Annotated in this window: 19 protein-coding genes; 5 read left to right on the top strand and 14 right to left on the bottom strand. The window is 71.4% G+C overall.

Going from position 1 to position 24,961, the window contains the following annotated elements:
• The first annotated feature begins 76 nt into the window (after positions 1-76).
• Together AC5677_RS36630 and AC5677_RS36625 are read left to right on the top strand one after the other, a co-directional pair.
• Positions 77-1,519, top strand: coding sequence for an aminopeptidase P family protein (locus AC5677_RS36630; protein WP_497192201.1), 1,443 nt, complete (start codon positions 77-79; stop codon positions 1,517-1,519).
• Positions 1,516-4,200, top strand: a complete 2,685-nt coding sequence (locus AC5677_RS36625; protein ID WP_497192200.1) for a helix-turn-helix transcriptional regulator — start codon at positions 1,516-1,518, stop codon at positions 4,198-4,200. Before AC5677_RS36630 ends, AC5677_RS36625 begins: the two co-directional genes overlap by 4 nt.
• Positions 4,201-4,288: 88 nt before the next feature.
• Here AC5677_RS36625 and AC5677_RS36620 read toward each other — a convergent pair whose 3' ends face one another.
• The 12 genes from AC5677_RS36620 to AC5677_RS36565 form a co-directional block, all read right to left on the bottom strand.
• Positions 4,289-5,668 carry a hypothetical protein gene (locus tag AC5677_RS36620; RefSeq protein WP_497192199.1) on the bottom strand — a complete coding sequence of 460 codons (1,380 nt, stop codon included), beginning with the start codon at positions 5,666-5,668 and terminating at the stop codon, positions 4,289-4,291.
• 15 nt (positions 5,669-5,683) lie between these two features.
• Positions 5,684-6,901 carry an MDR family MFS transporter gene (locus tag AC5677_RS36615; RefSeq protein WP_497192198.1) on the bottom strand — a complete coding sequence of 406 codons (1,218 nt, stop codon included), beginning with the start codon at positions 6,899-6,901 and terminating at the stop codon, positions 5,684-5,686.
• Positions 6,902-6,964: 63 nt separating this feature from the next.
• A complete protein-coding gene (locus AC5677_RS36610) occupies positions 6,965-8,395 on the bottom strand; it encodes an amidase (RefSeq protein WP_497192197.1) in 1,431 nt (476 codons plus the stop codon).
• Positions 8,388-8,594: a hypothetical protein gene (locus AC5677_RS36605; RefSeq protein ID WP_497192196.1), complete on the bottom strand. Its 207-nt coding sequence runs from the start codon at positions 8,592-8,594 to the stop codon at positions 8,388-8,390. The genes AC5677_RS36610 and AC5677_RS36605 overlap by 8 nt, the downstream gene beginning before the upstream one ends.
• Before the next feature lie 22 nt (positions 8,595-8,616).
• On the bottom strand, positions 8,617-9,510 hold the full coding sequence (locus AC5677_RS36600) for an ornithine cyclodeaminase family protein (protein WP_497192195.1): 894 nt from the start codon (positions 9,508-9,510) through the stop codon (positions 8,617-8,619).
• Positions 9,507-10,733 carry an aminotransferase class I/II-fold pyridoxal phosphate-dependent enzyme gene (locus AC5677_RS36595; protein ID WP_497192194.1) on the bottom strand — a complete coding sequence of 409 codons (1,227 nt, stop codon included), beginning with the start codon at positions 10,731-10,733 and terminating at the stop codon, positions 9,507-9,509. Before AC5677_RS36595 ends, AC5677_RS36600 begins: the two co-directional genes overlap by 4 nt.
• Complete coding sequence (locus AC5677_RS36590; protein ID WP_497196891.1) at positions 10,730-11,614, bottom strand: alpha/beta hydrolase; 885 nt, start codon at positions 11,612-11,614, stop codon at positions 10,730-10,732. Before AC5677_RS36590 ends, AC5677_RS36595 begins: the two co-directional genes overlap by 4 nt.
• Before the next feature lie 29 nt (positions 11,615-11,643).
• Positions 11,644-12,534 carry a hypothetical protein gene (locus AC5677_RS36585; RefSeq protein ID WP_497192193.1) on the bottom strand — a complete coding sequence of 297 codons (891 nt, stop codon included), beginning with the start codon at positions 12,532-12,534 and terminating at the stop codon, positions 11,644-11,646.
• 13 nt (positions 12,535-12,547) lie between these two features.
• The gene (locus AC5677_RS36580; RefSeq protein WP_497192192.1) at positions 12,548-13,411 is read right to left on the bottom strand and encodes an HpcH/HpaI aldolase/citrate lyase family protein; all 864 of its coding nucleotides are present in this window, start codon (positions 13,409-13,411) and stop codon (positions 12,548-12,550) included.
• A complete protein-coding gene (locus AC5677_RS36575; protein WP_497192191.1) occupies positions 13,408-14,355 on the bottom strand; it encodes an isopenicillin N synthase family dioxygenase in 948 nt (315 codons plus the stop codon). Before AC5677_RS36575 ends, AC5677_RS36580 begins: the two co-directional genes overlap by 4 nt.
• Positions 14,352-14,855 (bottom strand): MaoC family dehydratase, encoded by a 504-nt coding sequence (locus tag AC5677_RS36570; protein WP_497192190.1) that lies wholly within the window; start codon positions 14,853-14,855, stop codon positions 14,352-14,354. Before AC5677_RS36570 ends, AC5677_RS36575 begins: the two co-directional genes overlap by 4 nt.
• Positions 14,852-16,447, bottom strand: coding sequence for a 2-isopropylmalate synthase (locus tag AC5677_RS36565; RefSeq protein ID WP_497196890.1), 1,596 nt, complete (start codon positions 16,445-16,447; stop codon positions 14,852-14,854). The genes AC5677_RS36570 and AC5677_RS36565 overlap by 4 nt, the downstream gene beginning before the upstream one ends.
• Before the next feature lie 288 nt (positions 16,448-16,735).
• On the opposite strand from AC5677_RS36565, the gene AC5677_RS36560 reads away from it, so the two are divergent.
• The 3 genes from AC5677_RS36560 to AC5677_RS36550 all read left to right on the top strand — a co-directional run bounded on the left by AC5677_RS36560 (position 16,736) and on the right by AC5677_RS36550 (position 23,383).
• A complete protein-coding gene (locus tag AC5677_RS36560) occupies positions 16,736-18,127 on the top strand; it encodes an MFS transporter (RefSeq protein WP_497192189.1) in 1,392 nt (463 codons plus the stop codon).
• A gap of 72 nt (positions 18,128-18,199) precedes the next feature.
• Entirely contained in the window at positions 18,200-21,718 is a 3,519-nt protein-coding gene (gene car / locus AC5677_RS36555) for a carboxylic acid reductase (RefSeq protein ID WP_497192188.1), read from the top strand.
• Positions 21,719-21,937: 219 nt separating this feature from the next.
• The gene (locus AC5677_RS36550) at positions 21,938-23,383 is read left to right on the top strand and encodes an oxygenase MpaB family protein (RefSeq protein WP_497192187.1); all 1,446 of its coding nucleotides are present in this window, start codon (positions 21,938-21,940) and stop codon (positions 23,381-23,383) included.
• A gap of 274 nt (positions 23,384-23,657) precedes the next feature.
• Here the strand turns inward: AC5677_RS36550 and AC5677_RS36545 are convergent, their stop codons facing one another.
• Together AC5677_RS36545 and AC5677_RS36540 are read right to left on the bottom strand one after the other, a co-directional pair.
• Entirely contained in the window at positions 23,658-24,560 is a 903-nt protein-coding gene (locus AC5677_RS36545; protein ID WP_497192186.1) for a GNAT family N-acetyltransferase, read from the bottom strand.
• Between the two features lie 169 nt (positions 24,561-24,729).
• The gene (locus AC5677_RS36540) at positions 24,730-24,939 is read right to left on the bottom strand and encodes a hypothetical protein (RefSeq protein WP_497192185.1); all 210 of its coding nucleotides are present in this window, start codon (positions 24,937-24,939) and stop codon (positions 24,730-24,732) included.
• Between the last annotated feature and the right edge of the window lie 22 nt (positions 24,940-24,961).

The following is a 24,961-nucleotide window of genomic DNA, read 5'->3' as shown; positions in this document are numbered from 1 at the left end:
CCGCGGCCCGTCAGGGCCGCGGCTCAATCAGTTGAGTTCTCAGTGAGAGCGGACCACCACAACGGGGGGATGTGCGATGGAACGGCAGGACGGCTTGCGCGGGGCGCGGAGTCACGATCGTCGAGTACCGGCCGCAGTGGCCGAGGTCTTTCGGCATGGGTGGGCGGACACGGAACTGGCCCTTCCGCCCGCGTTCGGCGCTGCGTGTGCGGCCAAGCGGCGTGCGGCGGTGTCCGAGCGGTTCCCCGGGGAGCGGATCGTCGTCCCGTCGGGCGGGCTCAAGGCCCGCAGCAACGACTTCGACTACACCTTCCGGCCGCATTCCGCGTTCATCCATCTCACCGCCGAGCAGGGGACGCAGGCGGTGCCGGACAGCGTGCTCGTCTTCGAGCCCACCGGCAGCGGGCACGAGGTCACCCTGTTCACCCGGCCGCGGTCACCGCGCGACGCCGGTCCGAACGGAGCGGAGTTCTACAGCAACCACCAGCACGGCGAGTTCTGGGTCGGCCGGCGCCGGACGCTCCCGGAGACCGCCGACGCCCTCGGCATCGAGGCGGCCGCCCGTGACGGCCTGGAGCGGGCACTCGGCGGCGGCGTCCCGACCCGGGTGGTGCGCGGCGAGGACGCCCTCGTCGACGCGCTGGTACCGCCGTCCGCACCGGCCGACGGCGAACTGCTCGCCTTCCTGGCGGAGTTGCGGCTGGTCAAGGACGAGTGGGAGATCGAGCAGCTGCGCGCCGCCGTGGGACACACGGTCGCCGGTTTCCACGACGTCGTCGGTGAGCTGCCCCATGCCACCCGCCTCGCACGGGGCGAGCGCTGGGTCGAGGGCACCTTCAACCGCCGTGCCCGCCTGGAGGGTTACGGCCTGGGGTTCGAGACCATCGCGGCGGCCGGCGCGCACGCCTGCGTGCTGCACTGGATGCGCAACGACGGCCCGGTGCGGGAAGGGGATCTGCTCCTGCTGGACGCGGGCGTCGAGGCCGACTCGTTCTACACCGGGGACGTCACCCGGACGCTGCCGGTCGGCGGACGCTTCACGGATGCCCAGCGCCGCGTCTATGACCTGGTGTTCGCCGCCCAGTCGGCGGGCATCGCCGCGCTGCGGCCCGGCGCACGGTACGGCGCCTTCCACGACGCCGCGATGCGCGTCATCGCCGAGGGGCTCGACGCCTGGGGTCTGCGGCCCGGCGGCGAGGCGGTCCCGCACGAGACCGCCCTGTACCGCAGGTACACCCTCTGCGGTTCGGGCCACATGCTCGGCCTGGACTGCCACGACTGCGCTGCCGCCCGCAGCGAGAGGTATGTGAACGGCGTGCTCGAGGAGGGCCATGTGCTCACCGTCGAGCCGGGGCTGTACTTCCAGCCCGACGACCTGACGATTCCTGAGGAGCTGCGCGGCATCGGCGTGCGGATCGAGGACGATTTCGTCATCACGGCCGACGGCGCACTGTGTCTGTCATCGGGTCTGCCGCGCGGTGCGGACGAGGTCGAGGCGTGGATGGACGCGTTGCGGTGAGAGCGCGCCGCCCCTTGGTCGACCGGGTCTCCGGAGAGCTGCGACAGGCCGGTGCGGTGGCGGTGGTCGGGCCCACCGGCTTCGGCAAGTCCGCGGTGCTGGACGCGGTGTGCACGGTGTGGCAGTCCTCCGGGGACCCCGTGGTCAGGCTCAGCTCGGCGCCCGCCGACGCACACCTGCCCTACGTCCCCCTGGTGGATCTGTTCACCGTGTGCCCGGCGGAGGTGAGCAGCGAACTGGCGGACGTCCAGCGATCGACGATCGACTGGGTGCTGCGCCGTGTCACCGGGCCCGAGCCCGATCCCGCGATCCTGCGCGTCACGGTCCTGTCGTGCCTGCAGGCGTGGGGGCGCAGGGCCCGGCTGCTGCTGGCCGCCGACGACGTGCACTGGTGGGGGCCGGACAGCCTGGACGTCTTCGGCTTCGCGGCGCGCCGCAGCCGCGGCAGTGTGTCGCTGCTGGCGGCGCTGCGGCCCGACGGCCCGCTGCCGCACGATGTCCTCGGCGGCGACGCGGTGGAGATCGCGGTCCCCACGCTCAGCCCGCAGGAGTCGGCGGCCGTCGTGCGGTCCTTCGGGATCCCGCTGCGGACCGCCGCGCGCATCCACACGGCGACGGGCGGCAACCCCCGCCTGGTCTCGGACATCGCCGCCGGACTGGCTCGTGCCGGGGCACCGGCGGTCCTGGATGCCCAGCCGCTGGCCCCGCACGCGCGCAAGGCGCTCCGGGCCTGGCTGGCGGGGGTGGCGGCCCCGGTGCACTGGGTGCTGCTCCTCGCGGCGCTGGCGGCCGATCCGTCGCTCGACGCCGTCCGCCGTGCTGCGGGACCGTCCGCCGACGCGGCCCTGGCCGACGCCGAGGCCGCCGGTCTGATCCGGGTGGCCGGCACCGTGCGCTTCCCGGCCCCGGTCGTCCGGGAGGGGATCCTCGCCGAGGCCAGCGGCGAGGCGGTGCGCCAGGCGCATCTCGCCCTGGCCGCCGCCGCGTCCGAGGACGAGGACCGCATCTGGCACGAGGCATCCGCCCTGACCTCGGCCGAACTTCCCGCACGTCTGGTCCCCGCGCTGGCCGACGCCGCCACCGCCGCGCGGGAGAGCGGAGACCACACCCGGGCCGCCGAGTTCGGCCTGCTGGCGGGCGGCCGAGCCGGCAGCGCCCGGCACGACCTGCTGGTCGCGGCCGCCCGGGACGCCGAGGCGGCCGGCCGGTTCGATCTGGCCTGCACGGCTCTGGACCAGCTGGACCGCACCCGGGCCGTGCCCGCGGCCCGAGCCCAGGCGCGGCTCGCCGTCGTCGATGCCGCCGGCCGGGGCGCCGCACTGGTGGAGCACGTCGCGGCGCAGGCCCTGGCCGAGGCCACGGTCGCCGACGAGCCGGCGCTGATCTCGGCGGCGCATCTGCGTCTCGCCAGGGCCTTACAGGTCAACCGGGGCTGCCATGCCGAGGCGCTGGCGCACGCCCGGTCGGCCGCCGAGCGGGCCGGCGACGCCGCGACCCACGCCTCGGCCCTGGCCCTGACCGCCCGGATCGAGCAGGGCCGCGGTGCGCCGGGCCATGCCGCGACGCTCCGACGAGCGCTGGCAGCGGGCACGGCCGCCGGCGTCGGCCGAACCCCCAGGGAGCCACACCGCATCGCCGTCGGATTCGCCCTGCTCGAGGACAGGCTGGCGGAGGCCGGGCGGCTGCTGGACGAGATGCGCCCGCCGGACTGCCCCACCGACCGGCTCTGGCTGCTCAGCTGTGCCGTCCGGATCCACGCTCACCGCGGCGAGGGTCCGATCGCCCGCGAGGAGGCCCACCGGCTGCTGGCGCTCACCTGTGACCTGGGCGCCTCGCCCGGCCCGCCGTGGTACGCGGCGGCGGTCGCCGAACTCGCCGGCGGCACGCTGGAGCAGGCGCTCGCCTACGCGGACCTCGGCCTGACGGCTTCGCAGGAGGACGGGGACACCGTCTTCGCCGCGCACTGCCTGCACGTGTCCGGTATGACGCGGCTGCTGCTGCGGGATGCAGGCGGAGCGCTGGCGGATCTGCTCAGGGTCCGGGATCTGGTGCAGGACCTGAGCATCGTGGACCCCGCGGAGGTCCGCTACGACGCCGACCTCGCCGAGGCGCTGGTCGCCGCCGGGGACCTGCCGGCGGCCCTGCGGACGGTCGCCGACGCCCGGCGCCGGGCCGAGCAGCTGGACCGGCGCGGTGTGCTGGCCTCGCTCGACCGGGCCGAGGCGCTGTGCCACACGGCAGCGGGCGAGTTCGGGCCGGCCGAGGAGCTGCTCGACCGCGCCCTGCGCACCTTCGACCGGCTCGGATACCCATTGCAGTGCGGCCGGGTGCTGCTGGCGCACTCGTCGGTCGAGCAGCGGCGCAGGCGCCCGGCCCGCGCCAGGGAACTTCAGGCGGCGGCCGATGCGGTGTTCCGCAGGGCGGGCGCGCCGTTGTGGGAGCCGGCCCGGCCGGAGAGGACCCAGGTGCGGGCCTGGCTGGCCGGTCTGACGGAGGCGGAGCGGCGGATCGCCGAACTGGTCACCGAAGGGCGCGGCAACCGCGACATCGCGGCCGCCCTGTACGTCAGCGTCAAGACCGTGGAGGCGGCCCTCACCCGGATCTACCGCAAGCTGGAGGTGCGGTCACGGGTGCAGCTGATGGCTCTCGTCCAGAGGGACGCTCACCCCGCGCGCCGGTGAGCAGGGCCGGTGAGCGGGGCGTCCGGGCCGGGACCGCCCGCGGATTCCCGCCGACGGTCCGGGCCCGGCCACGGGGCGGGCGTCCGGGTCAGTCGGCGTACCAGCCCACGGAGCCCAGGATGCTGGAGCCCGCCGTCCGCGGTGCGGCGCCGCCCGGGGCGGGTACGTCGTGGCGCACCACGCATCCGGTCATGCGTCCGCCCATGAACAGCGGGCCGAACACCGCACGCGTCGAGATGCCGAGGTATTCGCCCCGGTCGCGGTCGAGGACGTCCGCGTGGATCTCGGTGCTGTGGACGGCCTCCTGCGCTATCCAGGTTCCGGCCTTGTGGGCCTTGGCGATGACGTCCTCCCAGGCGGACGCGTCGGTCCTGGAGCCGATGTGGACGTCGAAGTTCTGGTCGCCGTCGGAGCGCTTCACGATGAAGTCCGCTCGCCGTTTCCGCAGCAGTTCGTCGAGTTTCCAGGATGCGCCCCGGTATTCGACGTTCTCCGCCCGGATCGAGCGCGACCAGGGGATGTACCGCTGCACGAACTCCCGGTCCCGGTCGGTCATCCAGTCCTGCCCCTCGGACAGCAGGGCGAAGAGCTGTTTGTTCGCCGCCTGGTAGGAACTCTGCGGCGTCAGCACCGCGGAGCCGCACTTCCTGATCGTCAGCAGCGGGCCGATCTCCCTGCCGGCGTCGATCCACTCCTGCGGCACGGTCCGCTCCAGGACCAGCGGGAATTCGCCCCTGCGGGAGCCGAGGGCTTCGATGAACTCGTCCGTTTCGAAGTACTCCGCCCTGATGCCCGACTTCCGCAGGGCGTCGACCTCGATCTCGTAGTACCTCCGGCTTCCCCCGGAGCCGGAGAGGAAGACGTCCGGGAGATAGCCGACGAGCGCCACGTACGGGTCCAGGTCGAGGTCGTCGAGGACGGTGCGCAGCAGGTCGCTGCGTGTCTTGAGGGGATCGGCGAGCGTGAGGGTGCTCAGGGCGTCGTCGGGCAGCAGCTGCCGCCACAGCTCGTTGAGGAGGTGGGCGTAGACCTGACCGCCGGTGGACGAGCAGAAGTTGAACTCGATGAACTTCCATCCGGAGTCGGTGAGGATCACGTCCGGCCGGCCGATGACCGTCGCGTAGGCGTTCTCGAACTCCTCGTCCCCGTAGAACTCCGTCAGCCGCTCGTCGAGGCCGAGGGCCCGGTGCCGGGACACGCAGTCGTCGCCGAGGTGGTGCACGGCGCGCCGCAGCAGATCGGCCAAGTACGCGATGGCGCCCTCCAGTTCGGCACCCTGCGCCGCGGGCCGGACGACGGGGCCGGCCGGGGCGATCCGGTCGAACCAGAAGGTCCTGAAGCCCCGGAACTGCTGATCGAACGCGTTGAGGAGCCGGCGCGGGTCCGTCACATGCGGCCCCCGCACCGCCGTCACCCGCGTGGCCGTCGAGGTGTCTCCGGTGTCTTCGGTGTCTTCAGTGTCTTCCATGGATATCCACTCCTGCTAGAGGGCTTGTGCGGACGGCAGGGCGCCGTCCTTCTGCCGGCGCGGCCGCAGCAACGCGGCGTATCCGAGGGCCGCGAGCGCGCCGATCACCGCGCAGCCCGTCCAGAGGGCGTCCGTGCCGTGGGCGTCGATGATCAGGCCGCTCGTCAGTGGTGCCGCGAAGCCGCCGATGGCCCAGGTCAGGACCATCACGCCCGCGTAGCGGCCGCGTGCGTGCTCCGGGGCCATGGCGGGGACCTGTGCCTCGCTGGTGGGTACGTAGACGATCTCGCCGAGGGTGTAGACGACCGCGGCGCAGCAGTACAGCAGCACGGTGTCGGCGTGGGTGTTGAGCGCCGAGCTGAGTGCGACCAGCAGCGCCCCGGTGGCGAGCACCCAGCCGCCGGGCCGGTGCTGGGTGAAGCGGGTGACGGCGAGCTGCAGAGTGACGATCATGACGCCGTTGACTCCGGCCACGATGCCGTACTGGGCGGTGGACAGGCCGGATTCGGCGATGGACAGCGGCAGCGCCATATGCCGCTGGGTGAACACGGTGACCACCAGCAGGTTCAGTCCCGCCAGGCACATGAACCTGCGGTCGCGGAGCACGGTGGCCAGGGACGCGCGCGGGGTGGCCGTCGCGGACGGTTTTGTGCGGGGCCTCGCCGGCCGGGTCTCGGGGATCTTCCGGAAGACCAGCACCGCGCACAGCAGCGTGGTGGCGGCGTCCACGACGAACAGCGTCAGGTAGCCGAAGGCGGCGAGGGTGCCCGCCGACAGGGCGGAGACGGAGAATCCGAGGTTGAGGGCCCAGTAGTTGAGCGCGTAGGCCCGGGGTCGGGACTCCTCGGGGACCAGGTCGGCGACCATCGCCCCGGTCGCGGGCTGCGACATCTTCAGTGCGGCGCCGAGCACGGTGGCACCCGCCGCGATCGGCAGGGGCGCTTCGGCAAGCCCCAGGGCGAGGGTGAAGGCGGCGGCGCCCAGTTGCCCGGTGAGCAGCGTGGGCCGCCGCCCCCACCGGTCGCTGAGCGATCCGCCGATCAGCGACCCGGCCATCCCGCCGAGCCCGTACAGCGAGATCACCAGACCCGCGTACGTGGCGGAGTAGCCGCGCTCCACGACCAGGTAGAGGGACAGGAACGGCATCACGAAGAGGCCGAACCGGTTCACCAGCGTGGCGGCCCACAGCCACCAGAAGCCGGTGGGGAGCGGGGGGCGAGTGCGGTCGTTCATCTACGTCCTTCTGCCGACGGGGTCGCCGGCACAGGGGGTGGCCGTCGTCTCATGCCGGTCGTCTCATGCCGGCACCGGCCGGATGTCCCGCCGGCCGAACTCGGCTTCCAGGGCGAGACCGGCCCGGAACAGGCTCGCCTCGCCGAAGGTGCGCCCCACGAGCTGCACACCGATGGGCAGACCGTTGCCGGCGAACCCGAGAGGCAGGGACATGGCCGGGTGCCCGGTGACGGCGAACGGGATGGTCTGCATGTCATTGGCCAGCTTCGGCGGGGGCCAGTCGGTGCCGAAGGCATCGAACCGGGCCGCGGTGGTCTGGCCGCACGCCGTGATCAGCAGGTCGTGAGAGGCGAAGACCCGCCGGTCGAGCGCCGCGCTGAGGCCGTCGCGCACCTGGCGTGCCCGCTGGAGTTCGGCTGCGCCGACGCCCGCGCCGGGCATGAGTTTCTGGTAGGTGAAGCGGCCGAACGACCGCGGCGCGCGGCGCAGGTTCTCCTCGTGCACGGCGAACCCCTCCGCCATCAGGATGACCCGGCCGCAGGCGTCGAACAGCTCGTACGGCGGCAGTTCGCACTCCTCGACGATCGCGCCGAGCCGGTCGAGATGGGCCAGGGCCCGGTCGATGCTCTCGGTGATCTCCGGAAGGGTCCCCGGATCCGAGGCGTACCAGGCCTTCGAGTACGCCACGCGCAGCCCGCGGACCTCCCCGGTCAGCGAGCCGAGGAAGTCGGGCGCCGGTGCACCGTGGGTGCGGGGGTCCCGGGGGTCGGGGCCCGCGACCACCTGGAGGGCGGCGGCGGCGTCGGCCACCGTCCAGGTGAGGGGCCCGAAGTGGTCCATGGTGGGCGCCAGCGGGGTGGCCCCGTGGCCGGAGACGCTGCCGTAGGTCGGCTTGAGGCCGACGGTCCCGCAGTGGAACGCCGGACCGCGCAGCGAACCGGCGGTGTCGGATCCGAAGGCGATGCGGAGGAAGCCGGCCGCGACCGCGGCGCCCGCTCCCGATGAGGAGCCGCTGGGTATGTGCTCGCGGTGCCAGGGGTTGCCCGCCGGTGGGAAGGGCAGGTCCGTGCTCGGCCCGCCGAACGCGAACTCATAGGTGGCCAGTTTGCCCAGCAGCACCGCGCCGCCGGCCCGCAGCCGGGCCTCCACGGTGCTGTCCTCGGCGGCGATGTCGGTGAGGGTCAGCCGTGAATGGTTGGTGGTGGGCAGGCCCTCCGCGTCGAGGATGTCCTTCAGCGCGTACGGGATGCCGTGCAGCGGTCCGCGGTCGATGCCGTCGCGCAGCTCCCGGTCCGCCTGCGCCGCGCGCCGGAGCGCGAGGTCCCGGGTGACCAGGACGAAGGAGTGCAGCTCGGCGTCGTGCGCGTCGATCAGGCCCAGCGCGTGCTCCACCAGCTCCACCGAGGTGAGGGTGCCGGCGCGCAGCTGCGCTCCGGCCTCCGCGACGGACAGCTCGGACAGGGTGCCCGGTCGGGTGAGGTCGAGGTCAGACATCGGTGATCTCCACCTCCCGCAGCAGCCGGTTCATCGCGCGCAGCGAGCGGTGGCCGGCCAGGACTCCGGGCGCCAGGTCCGGCGGCATCTCGATGCCGAGGCGTGCGAGGGCGGCGGCGAACTCCCGGTCGGCGGTGGCGGTCTCCGGGTCCCCGCCGTCGTACGGCTCGGTGGTCTCCTCTGTACCGGCGTGTGCCACTACGGTCTTCCCTTCGGTCCGGTCAGTGGTGCGGCTGCGCCACCAGATGGGCACAGGTGATGAGGTCCAGTGAGGCGTGCCCGGTGGAGCTGAAGACGGTCGGGCGGCCGTCGAGTCCGGTGTGCGCACCGGTCTCCAGGGATTCCAGGTCGATCGCCGTGCGGTGGATCTCCCCCGCCTCGGCGACGGCGATCGCTATGTCCTCGACGACGAGCGTGGCGGCGGCCAGGAGCGCGCGGGACAGCTCCCGCGACTCGGTGGTGTGCGCGCCCATGCAGTTGATGTGGACGTGCTCCGGCAGTTCGGCGGCGATCCGCAGCGGCCGTACGGAGGCCGTCGCCGTCGAGATGATGTCCGCTCCCACGGTGGCCTCCGCCGCCGACGCGCGGACCAGGGCACGCACGCCCGGGTCCGCGCGCCGGATGCGCTCGCACAGCACCTCGGCGTGCGCGGGGTTACGGGAGTGGACCCGTACCTCGGTGATCCCGCGCACCGCCGTCACACCGAGGTACTGCTGCCAGGCCTGCACCCCCGATCCGACGATCCCGAGGACGGTGCCGTCCCGGGCCGCGCAGCGGTCGGTGACCAGCGCCGTCACGGCCGCGCACTTGAGGTTGGTGACGGCCGCGCCGTCCAGCACCCCGAGGAGTTCCCCGGTCGTGGTGGAGAACACCGGGACCACGGACGTCACGGTCGGCCCCGGGCCGTCGCTGATGGTGGCGGTCTTGTTGACGCACAGTCCGTGATCGGCGCTGACGGCGGGCATGGACAGGAACCTGGCGCTGCGGCCGTCGTCGATGACCTGCCGCAGCGGTACGGTCATCCGCCGCACCGCGCCGCTGCGCAGGCTCTGGCGCATCAGCGCGGCCACGGCCGCCACGTCGGACACGTCGTGCTCCGGGCCGGCGAGGGTCACCCGAGTTCCGCCAGTACGTCGAGGAGGTCCGTCGCGAAACGTTCGGTCAGCTCCGTCGGCATGTCGCCGCGCAACATCATCCGTACACCGGCCTGGCCCTGGGCCACGATCGGGAAGAACATGGCCGAGCAGTAGTAGCCGCGCCGGTAGAGCTCGGTCGACAGCCGCACCGCCCGGCCGTTGTCGCCGACGGTGACGAACTTGATGTGCGATCCGGCGCCCCGCAGGTCGTGGTCGCGCAGCCGCTCGTCGAAGACGGCGATGTTCCGGGCGAGTTGCCGCTGCCGCAGGCCGAGTTCCGGACTCCGGTGGACCTCCAGTGCCCCCAGGGCGGTGCCGACCGCGGCGGTCCGCAGCCCCTGGGACCAGGCCAGCGGACCGGACCGGTAGAGGAAGTCGAACACGTCACGGTCGCCGACCATGGCGATGCCACCGGTACTGCCGAACGCCTTGGCGATCGAGGCGACGACGATCGTGCGGGAGTCGAGGGTGTCGAACACCCCGCGCGCGTATCCCTCGCCGCGCCGGCCCACGGCCGACAGCGCATGCGAGTCGTCGAGGTAGACGAACATGCCGTAACGGTCCTGGAGGTCCTTGATCCCCTTCAGGTCCGCCTGCCCGCCGGTCGAGTAGACGCCTTCGGCGACGTAGGCGACCCGCGGGTACCGCTTGCAGACGTCCTCGAGGTACTGCATGTCGTTGTGGGGGCAGGTCATCACCAGCGTCTCGTCGGCGAGAACGGGCTTGAGGAAGTTCATGGAGAAGTGCGCGAACCGGTCGAAGACCACGACGAGGGGCTCGCCGTCGGTCAGGTGCCCGGAGGCGAGCAGCGGCAGGATCGCCGAGCTGAGCACTCCGCAGGACACCGCCGGGAGCACATGGGCGCCGAAGTGCGCGGAGAGCTCCTCCTCCAGCCGTTCCATGATGCCGAGCCGGATCCGGAACTCTCCCATGGACAGTCCGGTGATCCGCTCCTCGTCGAGGGCGGCGCGCCCGGCCTCGACCACCGTGGGGTGGCTGTTGAGACCCAGGTACGAGCAGGACGACAGGTTGGCGAACTCGTGTCCGGTGCGGATGTCGCGCAGCCGGTTCTGGCCGTCGACGGCCTCGACCACGAGGCCGAGCATCCCGTGCTTGAGGGACAGGCCCCACGCGGCCTCGCTGGCGGGCACCATCTTGCCGTTGTTGCGGTACCGGTGGGGCCCGGTGATGTCCTCGGTCATCGCGCACCCGCCGCCTGGGCCCGGAGCCAGCCGCCGAGCCGGCTCACGGCCTCGCGGGCCTTGGCGAGGCGCGAGTGGTGCAGGTGCCAGACGTGCACCATGCCGGGCCAGACCTCCAGCACACCGGTGCCCCCCGCGCGTCGCAGACCGGCCGCGAACCGCTCCGCGTCGCTGAGCAGGATCTCGCGGCTGCCCACCTGGAGGAGCACCGGGGGCAGACCCGCGAGTTCCCCGAACAGCGGGGAGACGTACGGATTCGTGCGCGCCGTGCCCGCCAGGTACGACGCGGACACCAGGTCCACGACCGGCTTGCTGAGCATGGGGTCCTCGTGTTCCAGGGTGTGGTAGCTCTCCCCGCTGCCCGTGAGGTCGGTCCACGGCGAGATGCAGGCCGCGGCGGCCGGCAGCGGCAGGCCCGAGTCCCGCAGCTTCAGCAGCGTCGCGAGCACCAGCCCGCCGCCCGCCGAGTCGCCCGCGAGGACCACGTCGGAAGCGGCGAGCCCGTCGGCGATCAGGCTCCGGTACGCGGCCACGGCGTCGTCGAGCGCCGCCGGGTAGGGGTGCTCGGGGGCTCGCCGGTAGTCCACGAAGAACATCCGGCAGCGGGCCGCGCGGGCGATCTCCGAGACCATGTGGCCGTGGCTGCGCAGCGAGCCGTAGACGTATCCGCCGCCGTGCAGGTAGAGCCCGGTCAAGGAGCCCTCACTGTCCGGCGGGATCAGCAGGTGGCCGCCGTCGCGCTGTTCGACCTTGATGTCGTCGGCGATCGGCATGCCCCACGAGTCGTAGAACAGCCGGGCGTCGTCGATGTCGAGCGGCCACTCGTCCGCGGCGAGGGTCGCAAGGAGCCTGTCGAGCTCCTCGCGGTCGCTCCCGGACATGGCTGGCACGCGGTATTCCGAGGACGCCGTCACCGGTTCGTCCCGACCGGGTCGACGCCGCGGTGGTAGCGCTCGCGCGCGGCCTCGTCCGGCACCTGGAGGCTGGGCTGCGGGATCTCCAGGCGGTAGTGCCGGTACCACTTCGCCAGCTCGACCCCCTCCGCGAACTGGTACTCCAGGTGCCGGATCGGGCGGCGCGCGGGCCGGGTCGGGTCGGCGGGACGGGGCTCGGAGCCGGCGTGTGCGCACCCGCCGTCCACCTCGTTGAGCAGGACGACCATGACCAGGTCGGCGGAGAGGTCGGCGTCCACGGCCGAGGTGTACCCGGCCAGGACCGGTTCGGCGTGCTCCTCCTTCACCGCGACGTTGTAGCTGTGCGGCATCAGCTCCAGCAGATCGGCGGGGGCCACCCCCGTGTCCTGGCAGTAGGCGCGGGTGTCGCAGACCATCGGGATGCCGCCGGCGATGTTGGTGTTGGGTCCGTAGATGTTGCCGATGAAGGGTGTGGCGGCGTCGAAGTGCACGCATTTGGTGGTCAGGAACTCGCGCTCGGTGGTGTGGTCGCCGTTGGGCGTGAAGTGCGTGTTCTTGTTGTAGCCGTCGACGTCCATGCCGGCGATGCGGTCGTAGTCCATCGCGACGGGGGTGAACCGGGAGACGTCGACGCGCTCGCCGAAGCCGCGGAACAGCGACTCGAGGTAGTCGCGGGCGACCACGGCGTCCTGCTCCTTGCGGACGTCCAGTCCGTGGTGCGCGAGCGTCTTGGCGACGCCATGGCAGACGGCGACGCCGTCGCCTTCGGCGACCAGCCGCACCAGTTCCCGGACGAGCTCGTCCCCGACGGCCTGGAGCCGGCCGTCGGTCAGCTCGGTCCGGTAGGCGGAGACGTCGATGGTCGCGTGCTGCGGAAGCTTCTTCACAGGGATCCCCCGGTTACTTGGTGCGGGTGTTGTGGGCGGTTTCGGTCTCGGGCGCGTGGAGTTGGAGCATGCGCTTGGCCCGCAGCACGAACGGCGGGGCGAGCACCCGGCCCTCCTCGACCGCGAAGCCGTAGGGCGTGGAGTCGTAGTCCTCGACCACGCTGCGGTATTCGGCGATCTTGTCCGGGCCGACGGTGAACGTCTCGGCGACGACGTCGACCTGCCGGGGGTGGATGACCGCCTTGCCGGTGAATCCGGCGTCCCGGGCCGCCCGGCACTCCGCCGCGACGACGTCGAGGTCATGCAGCTCGAACGAGTTGGTGTCGATGGCGGGCACCCGGTATTTGGCCGCCGCGGCGCAGAGCCGGGCCCGCGCATGGTCGAGGTAGAACGCGTTCTCGGCATACAAATCGGCCGTCAGGTCCGCCTGGCCGAAGCACAGGCCGTCGCTGACCGCGGCGATGTCGACGGCGTTCTCGACGGCGTCGACGGTCTCGATGAAGCTGCAGATCCCCGGCGGCTTCGAGGTGTGTGACAGCAGCGACCGGTAGATGGCCACATCGCCGGGGCCGGAGATCTTGGGGATGAAGACCACGTCGAGCGGTACCCCGCCGATGGTGGCGTCCATCTCGATCAGCGCCCGCATGTCCTCCAGGCCGTCGGGCGTCGCGATGGTGTTCACCCGCAGGCCGAGTGCGGGCAGGCCGGCCCCGGTGAGGTCCGCCTGCGCCAGCATGGTGCGGGCCTCGGCCTTCCTGGCCGGATGGGTGGAGTCCTCCAGGTCCAGGACCAGCATGTCTGCGCGGACCCGGCCGGGCCGGGCGACCGACGGCAGCAGCAACGCCGGGGTGTAGAGCAGGCTCGCGTACGACTTCATTGCGCGTCTTCCCTTCCGAACAGCAGGTTCATCTTCTTGAGGGAGAAGTCCTCGTAGCGGATCGGCTCGTACTTCGCGGGGCGGTCCGCCGCGAACTTGGGGAAGCACTCGATGACGGTGTCGTCGTTGGCCAGCTTGAAGAACACGAGGGACTGCCGCTGCCGGTCGGCGAGCCGGACCCGGTGCGGCGTCGAGACGTATGCGTCGTTCGACCAACGGGCCATCAGGTCACCGATGTTGACGATGAAGCTGTCGCGCTCCTGAACGTCGATGTCCAGCCAGCGGCCGGAGCGGTCCTGGATCTGGAGGCCCGGCCCGTCCTGGGTGAGCAGCGTGATCAGCGTGCCGTCCGTGTGCTGCCCCATGCCCTGGTCGTTCAGGAACTCGGGGGCGACTCCGGGATAGAGGTGCGAGCGGAGCGAGTCGTTGGAGGTGTTCGTGCGGGTGGCGAAGAAGTCCCGGGGCAGGTCCAGGGCGAGGGCCAGCAGCTCGGCGATCCGGCCCGCCACGGTCTCGCAGGCGGCGAAGTACCGCTTCAGGGCCGCGCGCAGCCGGTCTCCCAACTCGCCCTCGGGGAAGGGGAGTTCCTCCTCTTCACGGAGGACCAGCCGCCCCACGCTGAACTTCTCGACGTAGTCCGAGGGCATCCCCGGCTTTCCGGTGTAGGCGTAGGCGTTCTCGGACAACAGGGCGCTGTACCCGTACGGGCTGTAGTCGTTGTCGCCGCGCGCGGTGGAGGTGCGCATCGGGAACTCGCGCTTGGTCTCCAGCGGAAGGCGGAAGAAACGCAGTGAGGCGTCGTAGGCGTCGTCGAACACCTCGGGGGCGATGCCGTGTCCGCGCACGACGAAGAACCCGGTCTGCCGGCAGGCGTCGGAGATCTCCTCGGCGGTCTTGCGTTCGAGGTCGGGACGCTCCGGGTCCAGGTCGATGACCGGAATCATTGGTCTGCTTCCTGCTTGGGGACGAGAATCGTCCGCTCGAATTCGATCACCGTCACGTCGTCCTGGTTCCGGCCGATGGTGTGGACGGTCACGAGTGCCTGGTCGGGCCGTGTGCGGGACTCGCGCCGGGAGACGATGCGGGTCTGTGCGTAGAGCGTGTCGCCCACGAACACCGGGGCGGTCAGCCGCACGTTGTCCCAGCCGAGGTTGGCGACGCACTTGGCGCTGATGGTGGAGACGGTCATCCCGTTGACGATCCCGAAGGTGACCAGACTCGAGACGACGATCTTGCCGAACCGGGTCTGCTCGGCGTAGACGGCGTCGATGTGCAGCGGATGCTGGTTGAGGCAGAGCAGGGAGCTCCACACGTTGTCGGTCATGGTGATCGTCCGGCCCGGCCGGTGTTCGACCACCTCGCCGGGGACGTAGTCCTCGTAGACCATCCCGCTGTCCTCCCGGTAGACACCGGGACCGACCGCGCGGAAAGAGTTGTTCTTCACTGCTCTCCTTCGTGCATGCCCGCCCGGCGCAGTGCGGAACGGGCCGATCTGTGTGCCGCGTCGGCGGCGGTGGATGCCTGGCCGAGTCCCCAGACGGTGCGGCCTCCCGCGTCCAGTGCCACGAAGCAGGTGGCCTGTGCGCCGGCCGCCGCCGTGCCGGTGAACCGGGGCTGTGTGAACTCGACACCGTGCTCGGCGGCGAGCCGTGCGACGATCTCGTCGCCGTCGGCGCCGACGGGCAGCGCGGGCGAGTCGTCGAGGCAGTAGGTCTCCCGGAGCAGCTGCCAGAGCTCGGACGGCTCCAGTTCGCGCCCCATGGCGTCGGCGGCGGACTGGACCACGGCCGCGAAGTCCCGCCGCAGTTCCGCCGGCAGGTCGACGCCCCAGCCGGCCTTGAGCACATAGGCGATGCCGCCCTTGCCCGACTGGCCGTTCACCCGGATGATCGCCTGGTAGTCGCGGCCGACGTCCTTCGGGTCGATGGGCAGGTAGGGGACCTGCCAGGGCATGTCCCCGACGTCCTTGCCCGCCCGTTCGGCCCGGTCGGCCAGAGAGGCCAGCCCCTTGGCGATGGCGTCCTGGTGGGTGCCGGAGAAGGCGGTGTACACCAGGTCGCCGGCATAGGGGTGGCGGGGGTGTACGGGCAGCCGGTTGCAGTCCACGACGATCTCGCGGATGGCGTCGATGTCGGAGAGCTCCAGCTGGGGATCGACTCCGCTGCTGAACAGGTTGAGCGCGAGTGTCACCAGGCAGACGTTCCCGGTGCGTTCGCCGTTGCCGAACAGGGTGCCCTCGACCCGGTCGGCGCCGGCGAGCACGGCCAGTTCCGCCGACGCGACGGCGGTGCCCCGGTCGTTGTGCGGGTGGACGGACAGGATGATCGCCTCGCGCCGGTCGAGGTTGCGGTGCATCCACTCCACCTGGTCGGCGAAGACATGGGGCGAGTGGGTCTCCACGGTGGTCGGGAGGTTCAGCACGAGCGGCCGGTCGGGCGTGGCCTCGACGACCTCCGCGACCCGGTTCGCGATCTCCAGGGCGAGTTCCGGCTCGGTCAGATTGAAGGTCTCCGGCGAGTACTCGAACCGGATGTCGGTCCCGGGCTCGCGTTCCGCCAGGCGCACCATGTGCTGTGCGCCGTCGACGGCCATGCGCAGGATCTCGCGGGGCGTCATGCGGAACACGACCTCGCGCCACAGGCAGGCCGTCGCCTGGCACAAATGCACCACGGCGCGTTCGGCTCCGCGAATCGCGTCGAAGGTCCGCTCGATGAGTTCCGGACGGGTCGGTGTGAAAACCGAGACCGTCACGTCCTCCGGAATTCCCTCTTTGACGACCAGTTCGCGGACGAAATCGAAGTCATGAGCGCTGGCCGCCGGATATCCGATTTCTATGTCCTTGAAACCTGTCGCCACGAGCAGGTCGAACATCCGCTGCTTCCGGCGCGTGTCCATGGGATCGGCCAGCGCCTGGTTTCCGTCCCGGAGATCAACCGAGGACCAGATCGGAGCGCGCTCGAGCGTACCGTCCGGCCACCGCCGCGCCCAGCCTGAAGTGGGAGCGGCGACGTCCCTCGTATAGCGGTGGAACGGCATGGACGACGGACGTTGCGGAATTCCCCGGAACTCTCGGGAATTGGACAATTGCGCTCTCCCCCTTGCACTTCCAGGCTGCGCCCTCTCGCGCTTCTCGGCGCCCTGAAACTACGGAGCGTCAGACCCTGCAGGGAAGTGGACCGTCCTCTATACCTGACCCTGGAATCGGGCCATTCGGACACCGGGTCCGGCCTGGCGGAACATCGCGGTTGACGCTGCGGGTTTCGTCACTAGGGTTTCGCAGTATTGCCCGGCACCAATTCACCGCCCCACACGAAATGGCAGGCCATGGCGGAATCCACGAGTTTCGACAAACGCACGTCGGACGGCGGCGGCACGACCGTGCAGCCCCGCCGTGTCCTGGCGTTGGCCTGCCTGGCGCACGGGATGATCGTCGTCGACACCAGCATCGTCCACGTCGCGATCCCGGCGATCCGCGACAGTCTCCACGCGAGCCTTCCGACGATGCAGTCCGTCGTCACCTCGTATGTGGTCGTCATCGCCGGCCTGATGCTGGCCGGAGCCGCGGCGGTGGGACGCTACGGCGCGGTGCGGATGTTCCGGCTCGGGGTCGTGCTGTTCGGGGTGACGTCCGCGCTGTGCGGCCTCGCTCCCAACAGCGCCGTGCTCATCGCGATGCGGGCGACCCAGGGGCTGGGAGCGGTGCTGGTCATGCCCGCCACCCTGGTGATGCTCACCGACACCTACCGGGAGCCCGGCAAGCGCGCCAGAGCCGTCTCCATCTGGGCGATGGTCGCCGGGAGTCCGGTCGCCTTCGGTCCCACGCTCGGGGGTGCGCTGGTCGACACGGTGGGCTGGCGAAGCATCTTCTGGATCAACGTGCCCATCGTCCTGGTCGTCCTGTGGCTTTCGGCACGACGCATGCCACGGGTCGAACGATCCGCGCCCAATGAACCGCAGGACGTGCCGGGCCAGTTGCTGTCCGTCGTCTTCCTCGGCGGCCTCGCGCTGGCGCTCGCCGAGGGCCAGGACCTGGGATGGCTCCGGCCCCTGCCCGTGGTGGCGGCGGTGACGGCCCTGGCCGCGTTCGCAGCCTTCGTGATCCGGCAGCGCAGCTACCCGTACCCCATGATCCCGGCGGACCTGTTCCGGGCCCCCGGATTCCGCGGCTACGTCGCGGTCGGCCTGCTGCTCTTCGTCGGCTACAACGGGCTGATGTTCACGCTCAGCGTGTTCCTCCAGCAGGTGCGCGGCTACGACCCGATCACCGTCGGGCTGTGCTTCCTGTCCTCCGCGCTGCCCATCACCTTCATGCCGCTGGTCGCCGGACGCTTCGACGCCAAGTACGGCGCCCGGACGGTGCTGGGCGCCGGCATCCTGCTGTCCCTGCTCGGCGGGGTGGTGCTGGCCGCCGTCGGCGGCGAGGCCCCGGTCGGCACCTGCGCCGGGCTGGTGTTCATCGGACTCGGCTTCGGCCTGGTGACCGTGCCGCAGATCACCCTGACCATGGCCGCGGCCCCGGGGCACCGCTCGGCCATCGCCTCCGGGCTGATGTCCGCGGGCCGCTCGACCGGATCCCTGATCGGGGTCGCCCTGCTCGCCGGCCTCCAGTCCGGAGGCGGCATCGCCGCACCGGCGTTCGCCCTCGTCGCCGTCTACACCCTGATGGGCCTGGCCGCCTGTCTCGGCGGCCGGGCGCCGTCCGCCGACGTCGCCTAGCGGGCGCACCGGCCGGCGGAAACCGGCCGCGGGACATCGGATTCCTCGCACTCCCCACACACCGGAGCATTCATGTCGGAGCATCAGGCAGGTCACGACGTCGCGTCCAGGATCGCGGCACTGCGCGCGGGCGATCCCGAGTTCGCCAAGGCCACCCCGTCACCTGACGTCGCCGACGCCATCAGTCGCCAGGACGGCCTCATGGGTGTCATCGCGGCCGCCATGCACGGGTACGCGGACCGGCCGGCCCTCGCCCGCCGGGCCGGCCGCGTCGTCCGCGACCCCGCCACCGGCCGCCGCACCCGCGAACTCCTCCCCGCCTACGTGACGTTGACCTACGCCGAGCTGTGGCAACGGGTCGGCCGGCTCGCGGCCGCCTGGGCCGACGGCACGGACGGCCTGCGCGCCAAGGACTTCGTCGCGACCCTGGGGTTCACCGGTGTCGACTACGCCGTCATCGACCTGGCCTGCATGTACCTGGGAGCGGTGTCGGTGCCGCTGCCCATCGGTTCGTCCGCCGCACGGCTGGCTCCGGTCGTCGCCGAGACCGGGCCACGGATCCTCGCGGCCGATATCGGTTCGCTCGACGCCGCGGTCGACGCCGTCCTGACGTCCGAGTCCATAGAACGCCTGGTGGTCTTCGACTACGACCCCCGGGTGGACGACGACCGGGAAGCGTTCGAGGCGGCCGGCGGCAAACTGAGCGGGCGGGCCGAGGTGGTGCCGCTGCGGGACGAGGTGGACCGGGGCGCCGGGCTGCCGGCCGTGGAACCGTACGAGGACGGAGATCCGGACCGGCTGGTCGGCCTGATCTACACCTCCGGGAGCACGGGCACGCCCAAGGGCGCGATCTATACCGCCGCCATGATGACGAGGATGTGGCAGAACGCCCGCGGCGGGCTGAACGCCGGGGGCGGCAGCGGCACTCCGGTGTTCGTGCTGCACTACATGCCCATGAGCCACGTCAACGGCCGCGCCTGGCTGGTCAACGGCCTCTCCGCCGGCGGCACCGGCTACTTCGCGGCCCGCAGCGACATGTCGACGCTGTTCGACGACATCCGTCTGTCGCGTCCCACGGTGCTCAGCCTGGTGCCGAGGATCTGCGACATGGTGTACCAGCGGTACCTGCTCGAAGCCGACCGCCTCGGCCGTACCGGCACACCCCGCCCGGAGGCCGAGGCGGCCGCGTCCGCCCTGGTCCGCGACGGCATGCTGGGCGGCCGGATCGTCATCGCCCTGTGCGGCAGCGCGCCCCTGTCGGAGGCGATGCACACCTTCACGGCCTCGCTCCTCGGCACGCCGATCATCGACTGCTACGGGTCGACGGAGACGACCCGGGCCATCGTCGTCGACCAGGAGGTGCGCTGCCCGCCGGTGACCGACTACCGGTTGGCCGACGTCCCCGAACTCGGATACTTCACCACCGACAAGCCGCACCCCCGCGGCGAACTGCGGGTGAAGTCGGTCGGGCTGTTCCCCGGGTACTACCAGCAGCCCGAGGTCACCGCCCGCGCCTTCGACGAGGAGGGCTACTACCGCACTGGCGACGTCTTCGCCGAGACCGCACCCGGCCGCCTGGTCTACGTCGACCGGATCAACAACGTCGTGAAGCTGTCCCAGGGCGAGTTCGTCGCCGTGTCCGGGCTGGAGGCGCTGTACGCGACCAGCCCGGACATCGCGCAGGTCTACGTGTACGGCAGCAGCGAGCAGGCGTTCCTGCTGGCGGTGGTGGTCCCCGACACCGAGCGCCTGGGACGGGCCGACGATGCCGCCGTACGGGCCGCGGTCCTGGACTCCATGCGGGAACTCGCCCATGGCGCGGGCCTGCACGCGTACGAGATCCCGCACGACGTCCTCGTCGAGCGGCAGCCGTTCACGGTCACGAACGGGCTGCTGTCGGGGGCCGGCAAGCTGCTGCGGCCCGCCGCGAAGGAACGCTACGGACCGCGACTGGAGCGGCTGTACGCGGACATCGCAACCGGCCGGGCGGGCCAGATCGCGGCGCTGCGGGCCGCGGGCCGGGAGGTCACACCTCTGGAGGCGGTCCTCGCAGCCGCGCAGATCACCCTCGGCTGCCCTTCGTCGCTGGTGCGGGCGGAGGCCGCCTTCACGGATCTGGGGGGCGACTCCCTGTCGGCGCACACCTTCTCGACCGTCCTCGAGCAGATCGTCGACGACGAGGTGCCCATCCAGGCCGTCCTCCAGCCCTCCTCGACCCTGGCCCGCATAGCGGACCGGCTCGGCGCGGCGCGCAGCGCCCGCGAGTCGCGCCCCACCTTCGCCTCCGTGCACGGAGGCGACACACACGAGGTGAGGGCCGCCGATCTGGCTCTCGACCGCTTCGCCGGCGGGCGGCTCCCGGCCGGTACGCGGAGAGCGCCGGACGGCCCGGCCCCCGTCCGGAAGGTACTGGTCACCGGGGCGACCGGATACCTCGGACGGTTTCTGGCGGTTGACTGGCTGCGGCACGTCACCGAGACGGGCGGGCAGCTGACCTGCCTCGCCCGGGCCGCCGACGACGCGGCCGCACGGCAGCGCGTACTCGAGTGCCTGCGCGCCGCGGCGGCCGACCGCACCGACTGGTTCGACGCCGCCGCGGCGCGACATCTGACGGTCCTGGCCGCGGACGTGTCGACGCCGCGGCTGGGCCTGGAGGCAGCGGCCTGGGAGACCCTGGCCGAGGAGACCGACCAGATCGTGCACGCGGCGGCGCTGGTCCATCACGTCCTGCCGTACCACCGGCTGTTCGCGCCGAACGTCGCGGCGACGGCGGAGTTGATCGAGCTGGCGCTCAACGGCCGGGCGAAGCGATTCGCCTATGTGTCGACCGTGGCGGCCGCGATGCTGCCCGACGGCTCGTTCCTCGACGAAACCGCCGACGTCCGCACGGCGTCCCCGGTGCGGCGGCTGGACGACTCGGACGCGAACGGATACGCCACCAGCAAATGGGCCGGCGAGGTCCTGCTGCGCGAGGCGCACGAGAGGACAGGCCTGCCGGTCACCGTGTTCCGGCCGGACATGATCCTGGCCCACAGCCGCCTGCCCGGCCAGCTGAACCTGACCGACCGGTTCACCCGGCTGCTCCTGAGCGTCCTCACGACCGGCATGGCGCCGCGCTCCTTCTACGGGCTCGACCGGGACGGCGGTCGTCGACGGGCGCACTACAGCGGCCTGCCGGTCGACTTCACCTCTGCGGCGATCACTTCGCTCAGCGCCGCGAGCGAGGAGGGCGGATACGTCACCTACAACACGGTCAACGCCCACGACGACGGGATCTCGCTGGACGAGTTCGTGGACTGGCTGATCGACGCGGGCCACCCGATCACCCGGTTCGACGACCACCGGCAGTGGCACATGCGCACCGAGGCGGCCCTGCGCGGTCTGCCCGACCACCAGCGGCGGCTGTCGCTGCTGCCGCTGATGCAGGCGTACGCCCGGCCGGGCGAACCGAGAGCGGGCTCCGCCGTACCGGCTTCACGGTTCACCGCGGCGGTCGGCGGCCTCGGGGTGGGCGAAGGCGTCGTGCCGTCGCTCTCTCCCGCGTTCATCGGCAAGTGCGTGGCCGACCTGAGGCTGCACAAGCTGCTCTGAGCGGCATCCGCGAGGCCCGGGGGCCGCGGCCCCGGCCCCGGCCCGGGCCCGGAATGCTGCGCAAGGGGTCGGGAAGGGCCTGTCTCGGATGGGTGAATTGGGGAACCTGGCCGCTACCGGATTCCGGCAGGCCCGTTGGACCAGGCGGATAGCCGGATAATAGTCACCCTTCGGTCATCCCTTGCTCATTCCTGTGCACGTGCTTGAGGAGACCTCCCCTTGGCTACCGCTGATCTTCCTGGACCCGACTCGCTGCTACGCCGAACGCTGGGAGAGTGGCGGATCGGGTTGGTGGCATGGCGCCTGCTGGTTCTGCAGACCGCGGATCCGGCGGTCGCCGCTGGCATGGCCAACTTCTCCACCTACCGCGCGCACCCGTGGCGGCGTATCGAGCACACCATGGACAGCGGAAAGCGGTTGTTCTTCTCCGATCGTGAAGGGCTGCGCCGTGAGGTTGCCCGTCTGGAGCGCACGCATCGCCGTCTGGCCGGGACCGACGAACAGGGCAGGCCGTACACAGCGTTGGACCCGGCGGTGCGGGTGTGGGTGCTGGTCACCCTGTACGAGTGCATGACGGCGATGCGGGAACTCTCCGGACGCCCGCTGGCGCCGCCCGAGCTGGCTCAGATGTACGGAGAATTCCGCGCGGTGTGTGCCGAGTTCGACCTCCCCGAAGGTCTGCTTCCGGCCACGGCCGCGGACGTTCCCGCGTATATGGACCGCACGATCCGCGAGCGCCTCGAATACAGCGAACCCGTGCGCTACCTGCTCTTCGACATGCTCCGTGAAGCACCCGCGCCCCGCCGCCTCGGCCGCCTGAAGCCTGCCTGGCCACTTGTGCGCACGGTGACCGCCCACATGATCGGTGCACTGACCCTTGCGGACCTGCCGGAAGCCTTCCGCGAGCGCTTCAACCTGCCCCGCACCCGTCGCGCGGCGCTGTTGTCCTTCATCCTCCACCGTGGCATGCGCTTGCTGATGAATGCGCTGCCCGAGCACCGCCGCTACCGCACCCCGCCGGCCGGCAAGTCCTCGGCTGCGCAGCCTCCCACCGCCTCCGCCGACCGTCCTTCCCCGCCGGAGGCAAGCCCTGTCCGGCTTCCCTCACCACGCCGCCGCAAGGGTGCCGATTCCCGCCCGGCGCGTCTGCGGAGCTTCTTCCACCAGGTCCTCGACCAGACCGGGGACGGCCGCATCAGCTCGGCCGATCTGCAGGCCATGGCGCACAACGTGTGCTGGCCACTCGAACTCGCCCCTGAGCGCGAAGCCTGCGTCTATGCCGCCTTCGAGACCTGGTGGCAGCACCTGCGGTCCGGCATGGATGCCGACGACGACGGACAGGTGACCTGCGAGGAGTTCGTCACCGCCATGCTCACCGGGATCGACGCCGAGCCGGCCTATCTCGAGAAGGGGCTGCATGTCGCGGTACGAGCGATCTTCCACGCTGCGGACACCGACGGCAGCGGTCACCTGTGCGCCGATGAGTACCGCACGATCTTCGGTGGCTCCCGGGTACACCCCGCCGAACTCAACCACGGCTTCCGCCAGCTCGACCATGATGGAGATGGCCGCATCACCGAAGACGAATTCGTCCAGGCCTTCACCGACTACTTCACCGCCTGCACCGACAACACGGCCGGCAGCCAACTCCTCGGACGCCCTTAGCCGCCGATGCGGGCGGCCCGGACGATGAGCTCAAGAACAAGACGGCGAGCTCAACAAGCGTCGGCCTCGTCCTGTCCATCGTGCAGTCCGTGGTGCGCGCCCACGACGGCGCGGCGGTCTTCACCCTGGTTGAGGGCCTGGGGCGTTGGGCGGCCATACCTGCTGGGGCGGGCCTTCTGCGGCGTTCACGTGCGTCGAGCTGTCGCACGTGAACGCCGCACGCGAGGGGCGGCGGTGTCCGCTCCTGGAGCGGATCAGGGCCTGCCTCGGGCGGTCAGACGAAGTCGATGCGCTCCTCGGTGACGGGGTAGCCCGCCCTCGCGAAATGTGCGGCCATCGGGAAGTTCCCCTGGTCGGTGGCGGCCGCGATACTCGTCGCGCCCCGCGTCACCAGGTCCTGTGTGCACTCGACCAGCAGGTCGTAAGCGTATCCGTGACCGCGCTGCTCGGGGAGCACGCCGATGAAGCCGATGCAGGGGCCGGACGGGTTGCGGGCGGGGACATGGAAGCCCGCCACCTCGCCGGCCGGGGTGTAGGCCACGCGCCACCAGTCCCGCGGGGAAGGCATCCAGGTGAGGAGGCCGAGGAGTTCCTCAGCGGCGCCGTCCCTGCCGTGCTCCGCGATGTCGTTCAGATCATGGGCGTCCAAGGAGCCTTCCTGGATCCGACGCACCACGCCCCGGATGACGTTGTCGTCCGGCTCCGGCCGGTACTCCAGGCGCCCGGTGCGCTCGGGGAGTGGGCAATCGGAGGTCCAGGTGTAGCGGTAGCGTTCGACGAGTTTGCGGAGGCCGGCCGCCTCGGCTGCGGCCATCCGGGCCTCGGCCGCGGCTCGCGCGTCCGGCTTCTCGCGCCAGCCGGGCGGCAGCAGCAGGCTGTACTCGGCGTGAAAGGGCGCGGCGCGCAGCAGTTGGACAGCGGCTTCGGCGTCGGTGAAGTCGAACCAATCGAGGGCGAGGGGTTTTTCATCCCCGGGCTTGGCCCACCAGGCCGCGCGGGCGACGACGACGCCGTCGCGCAGAGCGACCCAGGTCCATTCGGGCCGGTACTCGCCGCCGTCGGCAATCATGCCGTAGGTGGCGCCGATGACGGCGCGGCCGACGAGGCCCGGGTCGGGCAGGGAAGTGAAGAGGGGAGTCTCGCCCGCGGTGAGCGGACGGATGACCAGTTCAGTCATGGGTGAAGCGATCCTTCGGGAGAGTGACGCGCTCCCGGATCAGACCTGGGACGCCCGGTGGACGGGACAGGAGCGCAGAGCTGTTGTGCTGGGCATCTCGCTCGCCTCCTTGTCTATGATCACGGGCGTGCGCTCAGCTTAGGCACGGCCGTTCGCAGACGTCCAGGCATTATTCGCGGAGGCTGACCCGCAACCCGGCCCGTGCACGACCGATCCGGTCCATGCTGGTCGCAGACTCCTGGATGAGACGGCAGACGGTGGCCGGGGAGACACCGAGCGCCTTGGCGGCGACATCGGCGTCGCCGAGGTGGATGGCGGCGGAGTGGCGGAGCCGGCTCCCGCCGCCGAGTGGGAAGGCCCCAGCGGAGCACCTCGTCACAGCTTCTCCGAGCTGCGGTGAG

The organism is Streptomyces sp. JLSY215, from assembly GCF_059682825.1.
The sequence above is the reverse complement of the archived record's forward strand: the minus strand, read 5'-3'. Positions and strand labels throughout refer to the sequence as shown.